The sequence below is a fragment of the Rhodopila sp. genome, from assembly GCF_965277165.1.
In the GTDB taxonomy this organism is placed as follows: domain Bacteria; phylum Pseudomonadota; class Alphaproteobacteria; order Acetobacterales; family Acetobacteraceae; genus Rhodopila.
Genome location: NZ_CBDICE010000005.1, coordinates 301,113 through 320,605 on the forward strand (window position 1 = coordinate 301,113; position 19,493 = coordinate 320,605).

The following is a 19,493-nucleotide window of genomic DNA, read 5'->3' on the forward strand; positions in this document are numbered from 1 at the left end:
TTGCTTGACCGGCATCCGGCTTGCGCCCAAGTCCGGCCGGATAGACGATAGGCCACGACCTCAAAGGCAAATCCCATGGCGTCCGCTGCCGAACAACTTGCAGCCAACCTCAACCTGGGCGTCTTCTCCAAGGCGACCGAACTGAAGCAGCGCATCTGGTTCACCCTGGGTGCGCTGATCGTCTATCGCTTGGGTACCTACATTCCAGTGCCGGGTGTGGATGCCTCGGTGATGAGCGAGATGCTGTCCCAGCACGGCGGCGGTATCCTGGGTATGTTCGACATGTTCACCGGGGGCGCGCTTCGGCGGATGACAGTATTCGCACTGAACATCATGCCCTACATCAGCGCCAGCATCATCATCCAGTTGATGTCGAGCGCCATCCCGACGCTGGAGACGCTCAAAAAGGAAGGTGAATCCGGGCGCAAAAAGCTCAATCAGTACACCCGCTACCTGACAGTGCTGATCGCGCTGTTCCAGTCCTACGGCATCGCCGTCGGCCTGGAATCGATGCGTGGCAGCATCGGCGCAGCGGTGATCGATCCGGGCTGGTTCTTCCGCTTTTCCTGCGTGATCACCCTGGTCGGGGGCACCATGTTCCTGATGTGGGTGGGCGAGCAGATCACCGCCCGCGGCATCGGCAACGGCACCAGCTTGATCATCATGGCCGGGATTGTCGCCAATCTGCCAAACGCCTTCGCCTCGATGCTGGAAATGGGCCGCACTGGAGCGTTATCACCCTTATTCATTCTGATTTTCCTGGTGATCGCGGTGGCCACGGTCGCGATCATCGTGTTCGTCGAACAAGCGCAGCGCCGCATCGCGGTGCAATATCCCAAGCGCCAGGTCGGCAACCGCATGTTCGGCGGCGATTCGACGCATATTCCACTGAAGATCAACACCTCAGGCGTCATCCCGCCGATTTTCGCCAGTTCGATCCTGCTGATTCCGGCCACCATCGCTGGCTTCGCCACCAACGGGCCGCCCTGGCTGCAGGCCATTGCCGCTCAGCTTGGGCAGGGTCAGCCGCTGTATCTGGGCCTGTATGCGTTCATGATCATCTTCTTTTCGTATTTCTACACCGCCGTGGTGTTCAACCCCGAGGAGACGGCGGACAACCTGAAGAAATACGGCGGCTTCATTCCGGGTATCCGCCCCGGCAGCGCGACGGCGGATTACTTCGACCGCATCCTGACGCGGCTGACCACCGTTGGCGGCATCTACCTGGTGCTGATCTGCCTGCTGCCGCAAATCCTGATCACCGATTACGGGCTGCCATTCTATTTCGGTGGGACCTCGATTTTGATCGTGGTATCTGTTACTATGGATACCGTAACGCAGATCCAATCGCATCTGCTCGCGCATCAATATGAAGGTCTTATCCGTAAGACCCGGGGCAAGGGACGTCGGTGAAACTCATTCTACTGGGCCCGCCAGGCGCGGGCAAAGGCACCCAGGCGAAACGTCTGCAGCAAAAGTATGGAATCATTCAGATATCCACTGGCGATATGCTGCGCGCCGAGGTCGCCGCCGGCACACCGATCGGAAAGGAAGCCAAGGCGATCATGGAGGCGGGGAAGCTTGTCTCCGATGATATCCTGGTCCGCATGCTTGGCATCCGCCTGGACCAGCCCGATGCGGCCAACGGGTTTATCCTCGATGGTTTTCCCCGCACGGTGCCGCAGGCGCAGGCGCTCGACCGGATGCTGGCCAAGAAGGGCCTGCACCTCGACGCTGTCATCGAACTCAAGGTGGACACTGCCACGTTAACAGAGCGAATCGCCGGGCGATTCAGTTGCGCGAAATGTGGCGCAGGGTACCATGACAGCTTCAAGCCGACCGCAAAGTCCGGGGTTTGCGACGTCTGCGGATCCACCGAATTCGTCCACCGAGCCGACGACAAGCGCGAAACCGTGGCTGCTCGGCTAGAAGCGTATCACCAGCAGACCGCGCCGATCATCCCACACTATGCGGCAACCGGGGCTTTGCGCACTGTCGATGGGATGGCCGATATCGCCTCCGTTGCCGCCGAAATCGATGCCCTGCTGGCAGCCGCACAGGCATAACGCGCCAACCTCGCGTTGGGCACGGCCCGCTGTTCGATCAGCGCAGTATGGACAGTTGCCGGTGAGCCTGGATTTTGCCGCCGACTCCGATAGGCGGCTGGCTTGAAGTGCAAAATTCTGCCGGGCAGCGCGGTCAGGCCTGACCGACGCGACCGAGAAGCTTGTCGATGCGACCCGGTGCGGTACGGAGCGAAGTCTACTCTCCTCGCGCGGCGTCAGTGGATCCGATCCGTGCGTCATCCTTGCCGATTCGTTAAGGATCTAGATATCATCACGCAAAATTGATAAGCGTCCGTTGACTCCTGCGCGCTGGAAACTATAGTCCCGCCCTCCAACGCTATCCCATATCGGGTCTGGCGCTGTTTGCACGAAATTCAGCCCACTCGGGCAATCACAGACCCGGCGGTCTCGCCGGGCGACAGGAGAGTTAGGCGTGGCGCGTATTGCCGGCGTAAATATCCCAACTAATAAGCGAGTGACCATCGGCCTTCGCTATATATATGGCATCGGCCCGACCAAAGCCGCCGCGATATGTCAGCAGCTTAGCATCCCGGACGATCGTCGGGTCAACCAGCTTTCGGATGACGAGGTCCTGCGCATCCGCGAATTGATCGACCGAGAGTATCGCGTTGAAGGCGATCTGCGGCGTGAAGTGGCGATGAACATCAAACGTCTGATGGATCTCGGCTGCTATCGCGGCCTGCGGCACCGCCGCGGCTTGCCGGTGCGCGGCCAGCGGACCCACACCAATGCCCGTACTCGCAAAGGCAAAGCTGTGGCGATCGCCGGCAAGAAGAAAGTCACGAAATAGCCGGACCAGACGGGCCCTCTCGGCCCTGGCTGATCGAAGCATTCTATGCCGCGCCGCTTTCCGGCGCGGCTGGCAGCTAAAGCAGGATCAAGGATAATGGCGAAACCCGCCTCGGCCGCTCGGCCTCGACGCAAGGAACGGAAAAATATCATCGCGGGCGTGGCCCATGTGGCGGCCACGTTCAACAATACCGTGATAACCATCACGGATGCCCAAGGCAACGCGATTGCGTGGTCATCGGCCGGCAGCCAGGGCTTCAAGGGCAGTCGCAAAAGCACACCGTATGCCGCCCAGGTCGCCGCCGAGGATGCCGGCAAGAAAGCCCGCGACCACGGCATGGAGACGCTGGAGATAGAGGTCAGTGGACCAGGTTCCGGGCGCGAGAGTGCCCTGCGTGCGCTGCAGGCGGTCGGTTTCGCGGTCTCCACCATCCGCGACATGACGCCGATTCCACATAATGGCTGTCGCCCGCGCAAGCGCCGGCGGGTCTGAGTTTCACGTTCGCCCCTGATCGGACGACGTCAAAGCGGCGCCGTCCGATCAGGACGGACCAAGAATTCCGCGGTTTTGACACTGTCCAGGGGACATCAACCGCGCCCGACGCGGTTCGAAAGGTGTTGGTAGTATGAGGCAAAGCGCAGTTATTCAGAGAAATTGGCAATCTCTGATCAAGCCGGAAAAGCTGGAAGTCGAGCCAGGCGCCGATCCATCGCGCGTTGCCACCGTGGTCGCCGAACCGCTGGAACGCGGCTTCGGCATGACGCTGGGCAATGCCATCCGCCGCATCCTGCTGTCATCGCTGCAGGGCGCGGCGGTCACCGCTGTGCAGATCGACGGCGTGCTGCATGAATTCAGCAGCGTTGCCGGCGTGCGGGAGGACGTCACCGACATCGTGCTGAACATCAAGCAGCTCGCGCTGCGGATGCACGGCGAGGGCCCCAAGCGCATGACGCTGACCGCCACCGGCCCCGGCGAGGTGCGCGCCGGCCAGATTCAGTCCGGCCATGACATCGATATCATGAACCCCGAACTGGTGATCTGTACGCTTGACGATGGCGTGAAGCTGGGCATGGAATTCACCGTCAACTTGGGCAAAGGCTATCAACCGTCCAGCGTCAACCGCCCGGAGGATGCGCCGATCGGCCTGATCCCGGTCGACAGCATCTACTCTCCGGTCCGGCGGGTGTCCTACAGCGTCGCGCCGACTCGCGTGGGTCAGGTCACCGACTATGACAAGCTGTTGTTGACCGTTGAAACCAACGGCGCGGTGACGCCGGAGGACTCCGTCGCCCTGGCAGCGCGGATCCTGCAGGACCAGTTGCAACTGTTCATCAACTTCGATGAACCGCAACAGATCCGCGCGGAAGAGCCGCAAGACGATCTGCCGTTCAATCGCAACCTGCTGCGCAAGGTCGACGAACTCGAGTTGTCGGTGCGCAGCGCCAACTGCCTGAAGAACGACAATATCGTCTATATCGGCGACCTGGTGCAGAAATCCGAACAGGAGATGCTGCGGACGCCGAACTTCGGCCGCAAGTCGCTGAACGAGATCAAGGAGGTACTGACCTCGATGGGGCTCGGTCTGGGCATGAGCGTCGCCGGCTGGCCGCCGGAAAATATCGAGGACCTGGCCAAGCGTCTGGAAGAGCCGTTCTAGCCCACCGATCACGCTGAACCGACAGCACAACGCGCATATGGCGCTGCCAAAGCAATGGACCGTTTTCAGGCCGAGAAATGGTCCAAGCTGGAACTAGGGAAAACTGATCAATGCGTCACGGTGTTGCCGGCCGGAAGCTCGGCGTAACGTCCACACATCGCCTGGCGATGTTCCGCAACATGGCTCATGCCCTGCTGAAGCACGAGCAGATCACCACGACCTTGCCGAAGGCAAAGGAACTTCGGCCGGTGGCGGAGAGGCTGATAACCTTGGGCAAAAAGGGCGGCCTCGCCAATAAGCGGCTGGCCCACGCGAAACTTCGTGACGACGTGATCGTCAACAAACTCTTTGGCCCGCTCGCCGATCGCTACAAAACCCGAGCGGGCGGCTACACCCGGGTATTGAGGGCTGGCGTGCGCCATGGCGATGCGGCCGACATGGCGGTGATCGAACTGGTCGATCGCGACCTCTCCGCCAAGGGCCAGGACAGCGGACCGGTCCAGGCCAAGGAAGACGATACCGAAGAGTAGCGTTCGGCGTTCAGGACTGAAGCCGGGCGGCGCCAATGATCCGGCCGTTATCGGCTTGCAGCAGCACGGCGAAACTCTGACCAGTCTGCGTTTGCGGGTGGAGGTCGAGCGATGCGCCCGACCACGCACCGATCCGCGTCAGCGAGCGTACGATGTTGGACTCCAGCAACGTGCGTCCAGTGTTTTCGCCGCGCCCGATATGGGTTTGGTGCATTGGATCAAAGCCGACCAGTAAAACCTTGGCCTGGCCGACGCCGGTCCCCACCTCAACCCGCAGCGCCTTTCCATCACGGACCAGGCTGACGGGGATTTGGCTTCGCGCCGCGCCGGCAATCACGCTCAGCCCTTGCGCGCGGCTGGACCCGACGAAGCCGGTCGTGCCATCGACCACCATTTGCGGTGTATAGACGCCATTATCGTCGCCGAGTTCTCGGGCGTAGTCGCGCTGCCGGGCAGTCGCCGCCTCAAGCGAGAAGGGGTCCTTCCACCCACTCGTGTCCCAATAGGTGACATGGAACGCCAACGCCAGGACATCGCGCCGCTGGCGGGCGAGGTCAGTCAGAAACGCATCGGCCGGCGGACAGGAGGAGCAACCTTGCGAGGTGAACAACTCCACCACGGTCGGAGAATCCTGAGCATGTCCGGCGGTCACCAGGATCGAGGCAAAGACCAGTCCGATCATCGCGGCGCGCATCGGGCATCCTCCCCAGCTTGTCAAAACTTGTAAGGCAATCCCCAAAATTCAGTCGTGAAGCTTTGGTAAGAACAGGCTCACGCGCAGGCGGCGTTTGCCGCCCTGCAGCGTTGTTCGAACCCCGCGGAGATGAACTCGGGGCGCTTGTAGAGCCCCTTCATCCACGCCGCCAGCATGCAAAGTTCGTCGAGTTTCACCACCTCGTCCAACGTGCCGGGCGGGAACCGCAGTGCGAAGCTTTCGCCGATGGTGTCGAGCACGACCTCGACCTGTTCGATCGCCAAGCCACAATCCGTCTCCAGCACCGAAGACCGGGTGAGACTGGCTTCGTCCACTTCGTATTCATCCCGGATAAGTTTGACGATCCAACGAAACATGTTCATCCAGTTTTTCACATCCCCGGTCGGCTGTGCCATGGCATGGGCCTCGAACCATCTCAGAAGCATTCTTGGTCAATCTGCAACGATATCATAAATAACCGATGAACAGGACCTTCGGCTGTATGGTCAACGCTGCCGGCAGCGGGAAGCCCAAAGGGTGCTTACCGATTGCAGCCGCTTCGGCAGGCAAGCCCGTGGGGCGGATCGCCCGTGGGACTTTCCCCTCGGCGCGTCCCGCGCGACACTGACGTCATGCCGCAACCGCCCTCTCTGCGTTCGTCTCGAGTCTCCAGCCAGACTCGGCTGACCGCGGTGATCGTCGCCAGCGCGCTGTTCATGCAAAATCTCGACTCGACGATCATCGCCACCGCACTGCCGACAATGGCACGTTCGTTCGGTTACGACCCGGTGCGGATGAACGTGGCGCTGACCTCTTATCTGCTCAGCCTGACGGTGTTCATCCCGGCGAGTGGGTGGGTCGCCGACCGCTTCGGCACGCGCAACGTATTCCGCAGCGCCATCATCGTGTTCACCATCGGCTCGATCCTGTGCGGCGTGTCGAACGGCCTGGTGGAACTGGTGGCGGCGCGCGTGCTGCAAGGCATTGGCGGCGCGATGATGGTGCCGGTGGGGCGGCTGCTGCTGCTGCGAACCGCCGCGAAGTCGGAACTGGTGGCCGCGATGGCCTGGCTGACCATGCCGGCGCTGCTGGGGCCGGTGGTCGGGCCGCCGCTGGGCGGCTTCATCGTCACCTACTTCAATTGGCGCTGGACCTTCTTCATCAATATCCCGGTCGGCCTGATCGGCATCCTTGCGGTGACGCTGTTCATCCAGGATTTCCGGGAACCGCCGCGCGGAAAATTCGACCTTCGCGGCCTGATCCTGACTGGAGTGTCGCTGATTTGCGTGATGTTCGGCCTGGAAACCGTCGGGCGAGGGCTGGTCTCGCCGGCGCTGACCCAGGGCATGATCGTCGCCGGACTGGTGGTGGCGTTTCTATACTACTTGCATGCCAGGCGGATGGATGCACCGCTGCTCGATTTCACCCTGATGAAGCTGCCGTGTTTCGGGCTGTCGTTCAGCGCCATGATGCTGTTCCGCACCGGGATTGGCGCCATCCCCTTCCTGCTACCGATGATGCTGCAGGTCGGCTTCGGCGATGCCGCGGTCCAGAGCGGCCTGATCACATTCGCCAGTTCGGCCGGAGCGCTGGTGATGAAGCCGGCGGCGCAATATGTGCTGCGGGCATTCGGCTTCCGCGATACGCTGATCTGGAACGGCGTGATGTCCGGCATCATGCTGACGGTGTGCGCGCTGTTCCGTCCGACCTGGCCGGCGGCGGCGATCTATCTGGTGCTGCTGATCGGTGGATTCCTGCGCTCGTTGCAGTTCACCGCCTATAACACGCTGGCCTACGGTGACGTGCCGCGGCCGCAAATGAGCGCCGCGACAAGTCTCTACACGGCGGGCCAGCAGCTTGCCGCCACCATCGGCGTGTCGGTCGGTGCCTTGTCGCTGGAGCTTGCTCGGACTTTCGCGCACCACAAAACCCCGGAGAACTCGGATTTCAGCGTGGCCTTCGTAGTGGTCGGCCTGATGACCCTGGCGGCCGCGCCGGTCGCCTGGTTCATGCCGGCCAGCGCGGGCGATGATCTGACCGGCCGCCCGGCGCGCGCGCCGGCGTCAGAGGCGGTTGCATCGACCCCGCGGCCAGGGGAGTGACGTCGATTTATGCCCGCCTCTGTCACCGCGCCGCCGCGGGTTGCACGATGCTGCCGAGCGCCGCCCGATTGGCCGCATAGGCGCGGTCATATTCGATCATTCGAGCGACCTCGGCCGCGGCGTCCTCGCCGAAGATACGCCCGATCAGATACAGCGTGGCATCAATCGCGAGCGACACCCCCCGCCGGTCACCACGTCGGCGTCCACGACCTGGGCGGCCGCGGTTTGGATCGCGCCGCTGCGCCCGAGCAGTTCCAGCGGGGAAGCAGTTTCCGGTCCGACCGCATGCCGCCGGGTTGTCGCGATGCGCCCGTCCAGCACGCCGGCCGCGGCCAGGATCATCGCGCCGGTGCAGACCGATGCCACGGCCTCGGGTCGCAGCCCGCGTAGATACGACAGTATTGCCTGATCCGCCGCCGCTTGCGGCCAGCCCGCCCCACCGCAGACGACCACCACGTCGCAATCAGGCGCCGTATCGATCCCAGGGTCGGCATGCACCCTCAGTCCACCGGCCAGACGCACCGGACCCAGCCGTCGCGCGATGACGGTTGCTTGCAACTCCGGCAACACCCGGCGCGCCATCGACACCACGCCGACGGTGCCCCCGACATCGATCGGCTCCACGTCTGGATAGATCAGCACGCCGAATCGGGCTGCCTGGGAGCGTGATTTCATGCCCGGTACATGGTTTGCCTTCTAACGATTGCATCCTGACGATCGCCTCTTGCAGGCCTCGTACCCGCCCACTGTCGCATGCGGGCCGTCGCCACCATGCGCACCGTGGTTTGGGCCAGCGTGCTGGGAACCGTTGTCGAGTGGTACGACTTCCTGATCTACGGCACCGCGGCCGCGTTGGTTTTCAACAAGCTGTTCTTCCCCAGTTTCGCCCCGGCCACGGGCACCCTTGCCGCCTTTGGCACCTACGCCGTCGGATTTGCAGCCCGCCCGCTCGGCGGCATCGTGTTCGGCCATTTCGGCGATCGGCTGGGGCGGAAGACAATGTTGATGCTGACCATGATCGTCATGGGCGGCGGCACGTTCCTGGTCGGCTGCCTGCCAGGCTTTGCCCAGATCGGAATCTGGGCGCCGCTGCTGCTCATCCTACTTCGTTTCGTGCAGGGGTTTGGACTTGGCGGCGAGTGGGGCGGCGCGGTGCTGATGGTGATCGAGCATGCCCCGCCCGGCCGCCGAGGCTTGTATGGCAGTCTGGTGCAGCTTGGATTTCCGATCGGCGTGGCCGCATCGACCGGGATTTTCGTTCCACTCGGCGCCCTATCCGCGGCCGATATGCTCTCCTGGGGCTGGCGCATTCCGTTCCTGCTGAGCCTCGTGCTGGTCGCGGTCGGCCTGTTCGTCCGCATGCGCCTCGGCGAAAGCCCGGTGTTCGAGCAGATCAGGCGCGCTGAGAACGTGTCGCCGCAACCGATGCTGGAGGTGCTCCGCCGGGCACCGCGGGACGTCCTGATCGCGATCGGGATGAAGATCTCTGAAGTCGCCTGGGTCTACGTCCTGACCGTGTTCGCGATAGTCTATGGCACAACCAGGCTCGGATTGCCGCGCACTCTGATCCTGAACGGGATCATCCTTGGGGCGTTGCTGGAATTGATAACGCTGCCGCTGGCCGGGGCGCTGTCGGACCGTTTCGGCCGGCGGCCGATCTACCTCGGCGGTGTCGTCTTCTCCATCGCATCGGCCTTCCCGGTGTTCTGGCTGCTGGAAACACGCGATCCGGCGATTGTCGTCGTCGGGTTGGCGCTGGTGATGAACCTGACCCACGCGATCGGCTTCGGCATCGGCGCGTCCTGGATGCCGGAACTGTTTAGTACCCGAGTGCGCTACACCGGCGCCTCGCTCGGATGCCAAATCTCCGCCGCGCTGAGCGGGGGGTTCGCCCCGATCATCGCTACCGCCTTGCTTGCCTGGGCGGGCGCTACCTGGCCGGTGTCACTATACCTCGTCGCCCTTGGATTGGTGGCGGCCGTGGCGGTGGTGGCCGCCAGGGAAACCAACGCAACCGGGATCGACTCGGCCTGAAAACAGCCGGCCACACTTGGACGATCGGGGCAACCTTTCGGCCGCCTGGCGTACGCCACCCCTTCACCCAAGCGTCAGAAATCGGTAATCGGGTCGCAACACGGCGTCGCTAACGGCTGTGAAGCAACTCAGGTGAGGAACCCGTCAATGAAGCGCCGCACGCTGCTAGCCGCCCCTGCTGCCCTCGCCATTGGCCGAGCACGCGCCGCTGACAAGGTCAGGATCGTGTGGTGGCATTCGATGACCGCCGCGTTGGCCGACGAGGTCGCCCGCATCGCCAATGGCTTCAACGCCAGCCAGGGCGCCGTGGAGCTGCAGGCGGTCTACAAGGGCGGTTATGCCGACACGCTGACCGCGACAGTCGCCGCGTCCCGCGCCGGTCAGGCGCCCCACCTGGTGCAGGTGTTCGAGGTCGGCACCGGCACCATGCTGGCCGCCGGCAAGGCGGTGAAGCCGGTCTGGCAATTGGTGCAGGAGACCGGGCTGACGATCGACCCGAAGGCCTACATCCCCGCGGTGCGCGGCTACTACAGCCTGGCTGACGGGCGTTTGGCGTCGATGCCATTCAACTCGTCCACCGCCGTGATGTGGTACAGCAAGGACGCGTTCCGCAAGGCCGGGCTGGACCCCGACACGGCGCCGGCGACCTGGCAACAGGTGCGCGCGGCCGCCGAGGCGATCAAGGCCAAGCAGGCCGCGCCGATCGCGATGACCACGTCCTGGCCGGTCTGGGTGCAGGTAGAACAGTATAGCGCCCTGCACAACCTGCCTTTCGCTACCAAATCCGATGGCTTCGACGGCCTTGATGCCCAACTGGTGTTCAACAGCCCCGCCCATGTGAAGCATATCGAGCGGTTGCTGCAGATGTCGAAGGACGGAAGCTTCAAATACGAGGGCCGTGACGCCGCGCCTGACCCGCTGATCGTCTCCGGCGAGGCGGCAATTTCCTTCGGGTCTTCGTCATCCCGCGGCAATCTGGTGAAGTCGGCGAAATTCGACTGGGCCGAGGCCTACCTGCCCTACGATCCGGAGATCATCAAGACGCCAAAGAACTCGATCATCGGCGGCGCCAGCCTGTGGACGATGACCGCACCGGATCGTCGGCCGGACGAGTACAAAGCCGTGGCGGAATTCCTGAAGTATATCGGCAAACCCGACGTGGATGCCACCTGGGCCAAGAACACCGGCTACGTGCCGGTGACCTTCGCCGGCTATGACCTGCTGAAGCAGCAGGGCTTCTTCACCAAGAATGTCGGTGCCGATATCCCGGTGGAACAGCTCGCCCGCGGCACGGTGACGCCGAACACCAGGGGATTGCGGCTTGGACGCCTGCCGGAGATACGCAACATCATCGAAGAGGAACTGGAAAAGGCGCTGCAGGGCGGCCAAACCGCGCAGCAGGCAATGGACGTTGCCGTGGCGCGTGGCAACAAGGTGTTGAAGGAGTTCGCCAGGTCCGCCAAGGCCTGACCCCGACATGGACCGCCGCACGGTGTTCGACGGACGCCTTCTGCCGGCGGTTCTGCTGTTGCCGCAACTCCTGCTGACGATCTTCTTCTTCTACTGGCCAGCCGGCGAGGCTGTGTGGTCCAGCATGATCACTCAGGATGCCTTCGGTCAGGGATGGGTGTTTGTCGGAGCGGCCAATTTCGTCGACTTGTTCACCGACCCTCTCTACCTGGCATCCATCGTTCGCACCGTGCTGTTCTGCCTCACGGTCAGCGTGCTGGCGATGGGTGTCGCGCTGTTGCTCGCGGTGTTCGCCGATCGATCGATTGCCGGCCGGGGAATCTATCGCACGTTGCTGATCTGGCCCTACGCGGTGGCACCCGCGATGTCGGCGGTGCTGTTCCTGTTCATGCTCAACCCGCGGGTCGGATTGCTCGGCCGCTGGCTGAATCATCATGGCATCGCTTGGGACTACGCGCTGAACGGCGACCAGGCGATGCTGATGGTCGTGTCGGCCAGCGCCTGGAAACAGGTCAGCTATAACTTCATCTTCTTTCTGGCGGGATTGCAGTCAATCCCAAGAGCGGTCACCGAAGCCGCCAGAATCGACGGCGCCAGGGGGTGGCACAGGTTCCGCACCATTACTTTCCCATTGCTGGCGCCAACCACTTTCTTTCTGCTGGTGGTGAACATCGTCTACGCCGCATTTGATACTTTCGGCACCATCTATGCGCTGACCCAGGGCGGCCCGGGCAAGGATACCGAAACGTTGGTCATCAAGGTTTTCCGCGACGGCGTCATCAACCAGGACATCGGGTCGTCGTCGGCCCAGTCCGTCGTGCTGATGGTGGGCGTGATCGCGGTCACTGCCGTGCAGTTCCGCTTCATGGGCCGCAGGGCCAGTGCGGCGGGCGCGATATGAGCAAACGTCCCGACTACCTGGCGCATGCCATCCTTATCCTGGGCGTGTTGCTGTTCGCACTGCCGGTCTGGCTGGTATTCGCCGGGTCCACCCAGGACTCCAACGCGATCATGCGCGGCGAACTTTCACTGGTGCCGCATTTTACCAACTGGTCCGCCTATAGCCGCGTATTGACAACCAGCACTATGGGAAGCCAGCCGGTCTGGCACATGCTGCTGGTCTCGCTCGGCATGGCGCTGGCTATCGCGTTCGGCAAGATCGTCATATCGATCCTTTCGGCTTACGCCGTCGTGTTCTTCCGCTTCCCGTTCCGCGGAGTCGCCTTCTGGCTGATCTTCATCACCCTGATGCTGCCGGTCGAGGTGCGGATCATCCCCACCTACACGGTGATGGCGGATTTCGGCCTGATCAATACCTTCACCGGTCTTTGGGTACCGCTGATCGCCTCGGCCACGGCGACGTTGCTATTCCGCCAGGTGTTCACCGCGATCCCCGATGAATTGGTGGAGGCTGCCCGCATCGACGGCGCAGGCCCGCTGCGTTTCCTGCGCGACATCGTGCTACCGGTCTCCGGCGCCAACATCGCCGCGCTGTTCGTCATCCTGTTCGTCTACGGCTGGAATCAGTACCTGTGGCCGTTGCTGGTCGCCACCAGTCAGGGCCTAGACACCATCGTCATCGGAATCGTCAAGATGATCGGCCAGGAAACCGAGACCGATTGGAGCGCGGTGATGGCGACCACGGTACTGGCCCTGCTACCGCCGGTGCTGGTCGTCGTGCTGATGCAGCGCTGGTTCGTCGCCGGGTTGACCGAGGGCGAGAAGTAGATGGCGACGCTTGAACTGCAAGGCGTCAGCAAGAGTTTTGCCGCGACCCAGGTGCTGCGCCAGATCGACCTGTCGTTGCACGACCGCGAAATGCTGGTGATCGTCGGCGCCTCCGGCTGCGGCAAGTCGACACTGCTGCGGCTGGTGGCCGGGCTGGAGACACCGACCAGCGGCCGGATCACGATTGGCGGGCGGGACGTCACCGCGCTGGATCCCTCCAAACGCGACATCGCCATGGTGTTCCAGAATTATGCGCTGTATCCACATATGTCGGTATTCGACAACATGGCGTACGGCTTGCGCATCCGCGGCCTGTTGCGCGGCGAGATCACCCGGAAGGTCGAGGAAGCGGCGCAACTGCTCGGACTGGACGAGTTGCTGGCGCGCAAGCCGAGGCAACTTTCCGGCGGCCAGCGCCAGCGCGTGGCGATGGGACGAGCCATCGTGCGAGATCCCAAACTGTTCCTGTTCGATGAGCCGCTGTCCAACCTGGACGCCAAGCTGCGGGTGCAGATGCGCGCCGAAATCCGCCGACTGCAGCGCCGCCTGGGCGTGACCAGCCTCTACGTCACGCATGACCAGGTCGAGGCCATGACGCTGGGCGATCGACTGCTGATCCTGCATCAGGGCACGCCGGCACAACTGGCGACCCCGATGCAGGTGTTCGAGCGTCCCGCCGATACCTATGTCGCCGGTTTTGTCGGGTCACCGACGATGAATTTTCTGCCCGCCCGGCTGGTCCGTGACGGCACCGCCGTCCAACTCGACGCCGGGCCGCTGATCCCGCTGCAAGGCCGTCGCCCGGGCGATGCCATCACCCTGGGCATTCGCCCCGAACACCTGACGCTGGGCGGTGGCGAGCTGGCGCTGACGGTCGATCTGATCGAGCCACTGGGTTCGGCGACCTTGGTGCATGGGCGGGTGGTTGGTCGGGACAATGAAACAATTATCCTGAGTGTTCCTGGCGTTGTCGCACCGACCGAAACCGTTGCGGTTTCTGTCCAGCGGGAACACGTCCATATCTTCGATCGCACCAGCGGGAAACGCATCGACCCGGTCAACTGATAGCCGTTGGTCGTCCCCACCGGGCTGTGGGCGAACGTTACGTCATAATAGGTAAAAATATGCGGACTGAACTGATTTCGATCCCGACCGATACGATCCCACTCGATGGAGCTTTGCATCTGCCGGATGGTGGGCCGATCGTCGGCGCGGTGCTGCTGTTTCACGGCAACACGATGAACTTCTATGTCGGCGCGCCCAGGTTCCTGCCGCCGACACTCACCGCGATGGGCTACGCGTGTTTGGCGTTCAACCGGCGCGGACACGATATCCTCAGCATCCGCGACAGCCGGAACGCCGAGGGTGCGGCGCTGCAATCGACGCAAGAAGGAATAGATGACAATGGCCTTGCGGCACAGTGGATGAAACACCGCGGCTTTCCCGCACCTGTCGTGATCGGGCACAGCAACGGCGGCATGCTGGCCGTGCCGCACGTTGTGGCGCATCCGGAAACGCCGGCGCTGATCCTGCTCTCGGCCCATGGCCGTGGCCCCTGACGGCGTGCGCCGATCAAGTCAGGCGGGCCTGATGGCGGCTGACCAGCTCGATGAAATCACCGCGCGGGCCAAGGCCATGGTCGCGGCCGGTCGCGGCGGCGACCTGATGCTGATGCCAGGCTGGTGGTATGTCATTACCGCGGACAGTTTCCTCGACCGGATGACGGCGATGCCAGATATCGTGGAACTGGCGCCGGCCGTGCGGTGTCCGACGCTCTGCCTGCGCGGCGACCAGGAAAGCGAGGACACTTATCCGGCCGAGGCGTTCGCGGCCCATGCCGGAGCGATCTGTGACGTCGAGATCATTCCAAAATGCGACCATTTCTATCGCGGCCGCGAGCAGGCCGTGATCGACCGTGTCGCTGCCTGGCTGAGGCGGACGCTGGGCTAGCCGCCGGAGAACAACCAGAACAGCGCGCCGGACAGCACGATCGTGGCCGGCAGGGTTGCGACCCAGGCAAGAATGATCTGCCAGATCACCTGCTTCTGAACCCCCGCGCCCGACCCCGCCATAGTCCCGGCGACCCCCGACGAGATGATGTGCGTGGTGCTGACGGGCAACCCTGAAAACCCCGCCGTTCCGATCAGCACGCCGCCGACCAGTTCAGCCGAGGCGCCCTGGGCCGGGGACAGATGACGCTTGCCGATCCGCTCGCCGATGGTGGTCACGATGCGCTTGTAGCCGACCATCGTGCCGACCCCGAGACAGACCGCGCTGAGCACACGCACCCAGATCGGCGCGTATTCGACCGCTCCATGCAGCGTGCCGTGCAGTTTCTTCGCCAGCGTCTTGTCCGCGGCGCTGGCAGCCTTGCTTTCCGACGCGGTCTTGAGTTGTGCGTTTACATGATACACTGCGTCCCGCAATCTGGGACGCTCGGCGTCGGGCACCTCGGACATCGCCTTCACACTGCGCAGGGTCTGGCTGATGCGCCCGGCATCGGCGACCGCCATGGCCTTTTCATCGTCGCCGTACTTCTGGATCAGCGGACTGGCCTGATCCGCTGCCCCGACGATGGCGGGCAGACTGGCGGGAGAGACCTCGGGATTCAAGGAAAACGCCGCCGGCATGATGCCGATGATCGTCAGCATGATCAGACCGATGCTCTTCTGTCCATCGTTCGACCCGTGCGCGAAACTGACGCCGGAGCAGGTCAGGATCAGCAGTCCACGCACCCACCAGGGCGGCGGCTTGCCCTCGGTCGGCTCGAACAGCGTGTCGTCGCGGATCACCGCCTGCAGCACACGGAACAGCGCTCCGGCGAGAAAGAAGCCCAGCAGCGGAGACACCAACAACGCCCGCAGCACCGACCAGACCTGTGACCAGTCCACGCCATGACCCAGGCCCCTGGAGGCGGTGACGGAGTTGACGATCGCCACACCCAGCAGCGAACCGATGATGGCGTGCGAACTCGAGCACGGAATTCCAAGCCACCAGGTGGTGACATTCCAGATCAGCGCGGCGAGGAACAACGCCAACAGCATGGCGATCGCTGGATTGCCGTTCGGCGGCGTCAGCACGTCCGGCGGCAGCAGCTCCACCAGGGTAAAGGCCACGGCGACGCCGCCCAGCAGGACGCCCAGGAAGTTCAAGCTACCGGACAACAGCACCGCTGGCACTGGCTTCAGGCTGTGGGTGTAGATCACCGTGGCGACGGCGTTCGCGGTATCGTGGAAGCCGTTGGAGAATTCGAACGCCAGCACCAGCACGAAGCAAAAGATCAGGACCGCGAAAGCGATCGACGAAGACGGGGCGACGGCTGCGAACATCGGAGCCAAACGGCGACGCCGACGTCGGGTCGCAGGTTCATCGCAAGTTCATCCGGCGATGGGCCGCCCGCCACATGAGGTTGTTCCGAAGGCTAAATCGGCAGGCGTTCTTGACACCCGCACCCCCCGTGGGTAGCAAGCCCCCGCTTTCCGGCACGTAATGTTGCCAGGGACGAGCATGAGTCAGAAAACCGGCGGCCCGGACAACTCTTTCGAGACGCGTCTGCAAGCCGCCCGACGCAAGCAGGGCCTCGACGCTACGCCGAAGCCAGACCTGGCGGTCCAGGGCGGCCTCGGCGGCTCACCGTGGTCGATCGGCATGCGGGTGGGGATCGAGCTGGTTTCGGCCCTTGTGGTGGCAGTCGCCATCGGGTACGGGCTGGATCGGCTGTTCCACACCACGCCGATCCTGACGGTGGTGTTCGTTCCCCTGGGCGGTGCGGCGGGTATTATCAACCTTTGGCGCGTCTTCGTGCCGAAGGACTCTGGATCGGGTCGAAAGTAGGAGCGAAACCGCGTGGCGGCCGAGGGTTCAAGTAAAATCGACGCGCTGGGGCAGTTCCAGCTTCATCCGGTTTTGGGGCCGATCGGTGCCTCGGTGAACTTCACCCAGTCGAACCTGATGATGGTGGTGGCTGGGGTGCTGATCCTGGGGCTATTGTGGATCGGCATGAAGCCCAGAGCCATGGTGCCGGGGCGGCTGCAGGCCGCGGCCGAGCTGGGCTACGAAGGCGTCATGTCGATGTGCACCGAGACCATTGGTCCGGAAGGGCGGCGGTTCTTCCCTCTGGTGTTCACCCTCTTCTTCTTCATCCTGTTCGGCAACCTGCTCGGCGTGTTCCCCTACTTCTTCACCTTTACCAGCCACATCATGGTGACGCTGGGGCTGACGCTGCTGGTGTTCGTCCTGGTGACAGTGGTTGCGCTCAAGGAGCACGGGTTGCACTTCTTCAGCTATTTCCTGCCGCAGGGAATCCCGGTGGCGCTGGCGCCGCTGCTCGTGGTGATCGAGGTGATCTCCTACTTCTCGCGCATCATCTCTTTGTCGGTTCGACTGTTCGCCAACATGATGGCAGGACACGTCATGCTGGAAGTATTCGGCGCCTTCATCATCATGCTGGGTGGCCTTGGCTGGTTGGGCTACCTTCCGGCGCTTCTCGCCTTTGGGCTCAACACGATCCTGATCGGGTTCGAGATATTGGTGGCGACGCTGCAGGCTTACGTGTTTGCGATCCTGACCTGCATCTACCTGCACGACGCGGTTCACCTGCACTGACACCCGTTTATCAACCCTGAACAACCGCACGGGGCTCTCCGCCCGCGCGACCGGATAATCGAAAGGAATTCAGACTATGGATGTCGCTTCCGCCAAGATGATTGGTGCCGGACTTGCCGTGATCGCACTCTCGGGGGTCGGCATTGGCATTGGCACGATCTTTGGCTCGCTGGTGACCAGTGTCGCCCGCAATCCCGCATCGCGCGACCGGGTGTTTGGCCTGGCCATCCTGGGCTTTGCACTGACCGAGGCTGTGGCGTTGTACGCATTGGTCATCGCCTTCATCATCCTTTTCGTCTGAGGCGGGCGGACGCATGCGCATGCGGCCGATGAAGGCGATGAAGTACTGTTGCGTAATCGTTTTTAGTGCCGCGGCATCCCTGGCGATGCTGCCCGCCGCCGCGTGGGCAGAGGGCATGCCTCAGCTCGACTTCTCCACCAAGCTGACACTCAGCCAGGTGGTCTGGGGCGCAATCATCTTCGCATTGCTGTACCATCTGCTGTCCCGCACCGGCCTGCCCTGGGTGGCGACAGTACTGGAAGAGCGGGCGACCAAAATCGCCAAGGATCTGGACGAGGCGCGCGCCGCAAAGGCCAGCGCCGATGCCGACATGACGGAAGCCGAAGACGCAACCTCGAAGGCACGCGCCGAGGCTCAGGCAGCGATCAACGCAGCGCTGGAAGAGGCGCAAAAAGCTGCGGCGGTGCAGTCCGAGGCGCTGAATGCGCGACTGGAAGAGCGGCTGAAGGAGTCGGAAACCCAAATCGCCGCGGCGCGGGCCTCGGCGATGCGCGCACTGCGTCAGGTGGCGACCGAGACCGCCGCCACGGTGGTGACCCGGCTGACCGGATCGACGCCCGATGCTGCTCGACTGAATAGTGCCATCGGGTCGGTCCTGGCCGCTCGCGGCATCGACTAGATTATGAACGCGTTGGGGGCTGAACGTCCCCAGCGCTTAAATTGTGCCACCAAACATGCGCGGTCAGGCTGAAATTCGTTCAGCTGGAGCGGAGGATCATGACAAACGAGCCGGGTTTCTTCGCCGAACCAAGGAACTGGGTGGGTCTGGCCTTCATCCTGTTTTTTGTTCTGTTCGGTAAAAGGCTTTGGGGGATCCTGGCCGGCCTGTTGGACGCTCGGGCCACGGCGGTGAAGGCCGAGATCGAGGAAGCCATCAGGCTTCGGCGAGAAGCCGAGTCCATGCTGCGCGACGCCGAAAAGCAGCGTGCCACCGCGTTGGCCGACGCAAAGGCCATGATCGAGGGGGCCCATGCCGAAGCCGGCCGGGTAACCGCCGCCGCTGCCGCAGAGACCGAGGCCTCGGCCAAACGCCGCGAGCAGATGGCGATCGATCGGATCGCCGCCGCCGAAAGGGCAGCCGTCGATGACGTCCGGCTAACCGCCGTCGACGTCGCCACCACGGCGGCGCGTCAGGTGCTGACCGAGGGTCTGGCCGGCGATACGGATTCCGGCCTGATCGACCACGCGATCACGCAACTGCCGGCAGCGCTGTCGGCGCGCGGCACTGCTCGAGGTGGCGATGGCGGCCGCCGGCCTAGCGCGGATTCCTTTCAGACGCTTGTCTGAACGCGCTGAGCGGAACGGTCAAAGCGGGTGAATTAGGCCACCGCACCCGCGCAAACCGGTTTGGAAGGCAGTCTGAGGACGGATCGCTCTCGTCGCTGCTCTTGAACCTCGTGCTGTTCGAACGGGACTGCGAGCTTGAGCGTCGCGGACACCAGTTCGTACGTTACGCGGACGACTGCAACATCTATCTCCGTAGCGAACAGGCCGG

The 19,493-nt window shown here is 63.2% G+C and carries 23 protein-coding genes and 1 pseudogene; 19 read left to right on the forward strand and 5 right to left on the reverse strand.

The window, feature by feature from the left end; all coding sequences use genetic code 11:
* The first annotated feature begins 75 nt into the window (after nt 1-75).
* From secY to rplQ, 6 genes are all read left to right on the forward strand, one after another.
* Nucleotides 76-1,413 carry a preprotein translocase subunit SecY gene (gene secY / locus ACQY4Y_RS01885; protein ID WP_428488871.1) on the forward strand — a complete coding sequence of 446 codons (1,338 nt, stop codon included), beginning with the start codon at nt 76-78 and terminating at the stop codon, nt 1,411-1,413.
* Nucleotides 1,410-2,066 (forward strand): adenylate kinase, encoded by a 657-nt coding sequence (locus tag ACQY4Y_RS01890; RefSeq protein ID WP_428488872.1) that lies wholly within the window; start codon nt 1,410-1,412, stop codon nt 2,064-2,066. Before secY ends, ACQY4Y_RS01890 begins: the two co-directional genes overlap by 4 nt.
* 433 nt (nt 2,067-2,499) lie before the next feature.
* Nucleotides 2,500-2,877 carry a 30S ribosomal protein S13 gene (rpsM, locus tag ACQY4Y_RS01895; protein ID WP_428488873.1) on the forward strand — a complete coding sequence of 126 codons (378 nt, stop codon included), beginning with the start codon at nt 2,500-2,502 and terminating at the stop codon, nt 2,875-2,877.
* A 96-nt stretch (nt 2,878-2,973) separates the two neighbouring features.
* On the forward strand, nt 2,974-3,369 hold the full coding sequence (rpsK, locus tag ACQY4Y_RS01900; RefSeq protein ID WP_428488874.1) for a 30S ribosomal protein S11: 396 nt from the start codon (nt 2,974-2,976) through the stop codon (nt 3,367-3,369).
* Between the two features lie 133 nt (nt 3,370-3,502).
* Nucleotides 3,503-4,534: a DNA-directed RNA polymerase subunit alpha gene (locus tag ACQY4Y_RS01905; RefSeq protein ID WP_428488875.1), complete on the forward strand. Its 1,032-nt coding sequence runs from the start codon at nt 3,503-3,505 to the stop codon at nt 4,532-4,534.
* A 110-nt stretch (nt 4,535-4,644) separates the two neighbouring features.
* Complete coding sequence (gene rplQ / locus ACQY4Y_RS01910; protein WP_428488876.1) at nt 4,645-5,064, forward strand: 50S ribosomal protein L17; 420 nt, start codon at nt 4,645-4,647, stop codon at nt 5,062-5,064.
* A 10-nt stretch (nt 5,065-5,074) separates the two neighbouring features.
* On the opposite strand, the gene ACQY4Y_RS01915 is transcribed toward rplQ, so the two are convergent.
* Both ACQY4Y_RS01915 and ACQY4Y_RS01920 read right to left on the reverse strand, forming a co-directional pair.
* Complete coding sequence (locus ACQY4Y_RS01915) at nt 5,075-5,758, reverse strand: DUF1223 domain-containing protein (protein WP_428488877.1); 684 nt, start codon at nt 5,756-5,758, stop codon at nt 5,075-5,077.
* A gap of 77 nt (nt 5,759-5,835) precedes the next feature.
* Nucleotides 5,836-6,174, reverse strand: coding sequence for a hypothetical protein (locus ACQY4Y_RS01920; RefSeq protein ID WP_428488878.1), 339 nt, complete (start codon nt 6,172-6,174; stop codon nt 5,836-5,838).
* A gap of 216 nt (nt 6,175-6,390) precedes the next feature.
* On the opposite strand from ACQY4Y_RS01920, the gene ACQY4Y_RS01925 reads away from it, so the two are divergent.
* Entirely contained in the window at nt 6,391-7,860 is a 1,470-nt protein-coding gene (locus tag ACQY4Y_RS01925; protein ID WP_428488879.1) for a DHA2 family efflux MFS transporter permease subunit, read from the forward strand.
* A 22-nt stretch (nt 7,861-7,882) separates the two neighbouring features.
* Here the strand turns inward: ACQY4Y_RS01925 and ACQY4Y_RS01930 are convergent, their stop codons facing one another.
* Complete coding sequence (locus tag ACQY4Y_RS01930) at nt 7,883-8,038, reverse strand: hypothetical protein (RefSeq protein ID WP_428488880.1); 156 nt, start codon at nt 8,036-8,038, stop codon at nt 7,883-7,885.
* Nucleotides 8,005-8,535: a DJ-1/PfpI family protein gene (locus tag ACQY4Y_RS01935; RefSeq protein WP_428488881.1), complete on the reverse strand. Its 531-nt coding sequence runs from the start codon at nt 8,533-8,535 to the stop codon at nt 8,005-8,007. The genes ACQY4Y_RS01930 and ACQY4Y_RS01935 overlap by 34 nt, the downstream gene beginning before the upstream one ends.
* Before the next feature lie 96 nt (nt 8,536-8,631).
* Between ACQY4Y_RS01935 and ACQY4Y_RS01940 the strand changes: the two genes are divergently transcribed.
* The 7 genes from ACQY4Y_RS01940 to ACQY4Y_RS01970 all read left to right on the forward strand — a co-directional run bounded on the left by ACQY4Y_RS01940 (nt 8,632) and on the right by ACQY4Y_RS01970 (nt 15,042).
* Nucleotides 8,632-9,894: an MFS transporter gene (locus tag ACQY4Y_RS01940; RefSeq protein WP_428488882.1), complete on the forward strand. Its 1,263-nt coding sequence runs from the start codon at nt 8,632-8,634 to the stop codon at nt 9,892-9,894.
* A gap of 147 nt (nt 9,895-10,041) precedes the next feature.
* Entirely contained in the window at nt 10,042-11,364 is a 1,323-nt protein-coding gene (gene ugpB / locus ACQY4Y_RS01945) for a sn-glycerol-3-phosphate ABC transporter substrate-binding protein UgpB (RefSeq protein WP_428488883.1), read from the forward strand.
* Between the two features lie 7 nt (nt 11,365-11,371).
* Entirely contained in the window at nt 11,372-12,265 is an 894-nt protein-coding gene (locus ACQY4Y_RS01950; RefSeq protein WP_428488884.1) for an ABC transporter permease subunit, read from the forward strand.
* A complete protein-coding gene (gene ugpE, locus ACQY4Y_RS01955; RefSeq protein ID WP_428488885.1) occupies nt 12,262-13,092 on the forward strand; it encodes a sn-glycerol-3-phosphate ABC transporter permease UgpE in 831 nt (276 codons plus the stop codon). The genes ACQY4Y_RS01950 and ugpE overlap by 4 nt, the downstream gene beginning before the upstream one ends.
* On the forward strand, nt 13,093-14,157 hold the full coding sequence (locus ACQY4Y_RS01960) for an ABC transporter ATP-binding protein (RefSeq protein ID WP_428488886.1): 1,065 nt from the start codon (nt 13,093-13,095) through the stop codon (nt 14,155-14,157).
* 59 nt (nt 14,158-14,216) lie between these two features.
* The gene (locus ACQY4Y_RS01965) at nt 14,217-14,651 is read left to right on the forward strand and encodes an alpha/beta hydrolase (RefSeq protein WP_428488887.1); all 435 of its coding nucleotides are present in this window, start codon (nt 14,217-14,219) and stop codon (nt 14,649-14,651) included.
* 31 nt (nt 14,652-14,682) lie between these two features.
* Entirely contained in the window at nt 14,683-15,042 is a 360-nt protein-coding gene (locus ACQY4Y_RS01970) for an alpha/beta fold hydrolase (protein WP_428488888.1), read from the forward strand.
* Here the strand turns inward: ACQY4Y_RS01970 and ACQY4Y_RS01975 are convergent.
* Nucleotides 15,039-16,421: an inorganic phosphate transporter gene (locus ACQY4Y_RS01975; protein WP_428488889.1), complete on the reverse strand. Its 1,383-nt coding sequence runs from the start codon at nt 16,419-16,421 to the stop codon at nt 15,039-15,041. The genes ACQY4Y_RS01970 and ACQY4Y_RS01975 overlap by 4 nt on opposite strands.
* A gap of 178 nt (nt 16,422-16,599) precedes the next feature.
* On the opposite strand from ACQY4Y_RS01975, the gene ACQY4Y_RS01980 reads away from it, so the two are divergent.
* From ACQY4Y_RS01980 to ACQY4Y_RS02000, 5 genes and pseudogenes are all read left to right on the forward strand, one after another.
* Complete coding sequence (locus tag ACQY4Y_RS01980) at nt 16,600-16,926, forward strand: AtpZ/AtpI family protein (protein WP_428488890.1); 327 nt, start codon at nt 16,600-16,602, stop codon at nt 16,924-16,926.
* A 12-nt stretch (nt 16,927-16,938) separates the two neighbouring features.
* A complete protein-coding gene (locus ACQY4Y_RS01985) occupies nt 16,939-17,697 on the forward strand; it encodes a F0F1 ATP synthase subunit A (protein ID WP_428488891.1) in 759 nt (252 codons plus the stop codon).
* A 76-nt stretch (nt 17,698-17,773) separates the two neighbouring features.
* Complete coding sequence (locus tag ACQY4Y_RS01990; RefSeq protein WP_428488892.1) at nt 17,774-17,998, forward strand: ATP synthase subunit C family protein; 225 nt, start codon at nt 17,774-17,776, stop codon at nt 17,996-17,998.
* A 19-nt stretch (nt 17,999-18,017) separates the two neighbouring features.
* The gene (locus tag ACQY4Y_RS01995) at nt 18,018-18,617 is read left to right on the forward strand and encodes a F0F1 ATP synthase subunit B' (protein ID WP_428488893.1); all 600 of its coding nucleotides are present in this window, start codon (nt 18,018-18,020) and stop codon (nt 18,615-18,617) included.
* A 98-nt stretch (nt 18,618-18,715) separates the two neighbouring features.
* Nucleotides 18,716-19,219 (forward strand): annotated as a pseudogene (locus ACQY4Y_RS02000) (F0F1 ATP synthase subunit B); the annotation flags it as partial.
* Nucleotides 19,220-19,493: the final 274 nt, after the last annotated feature.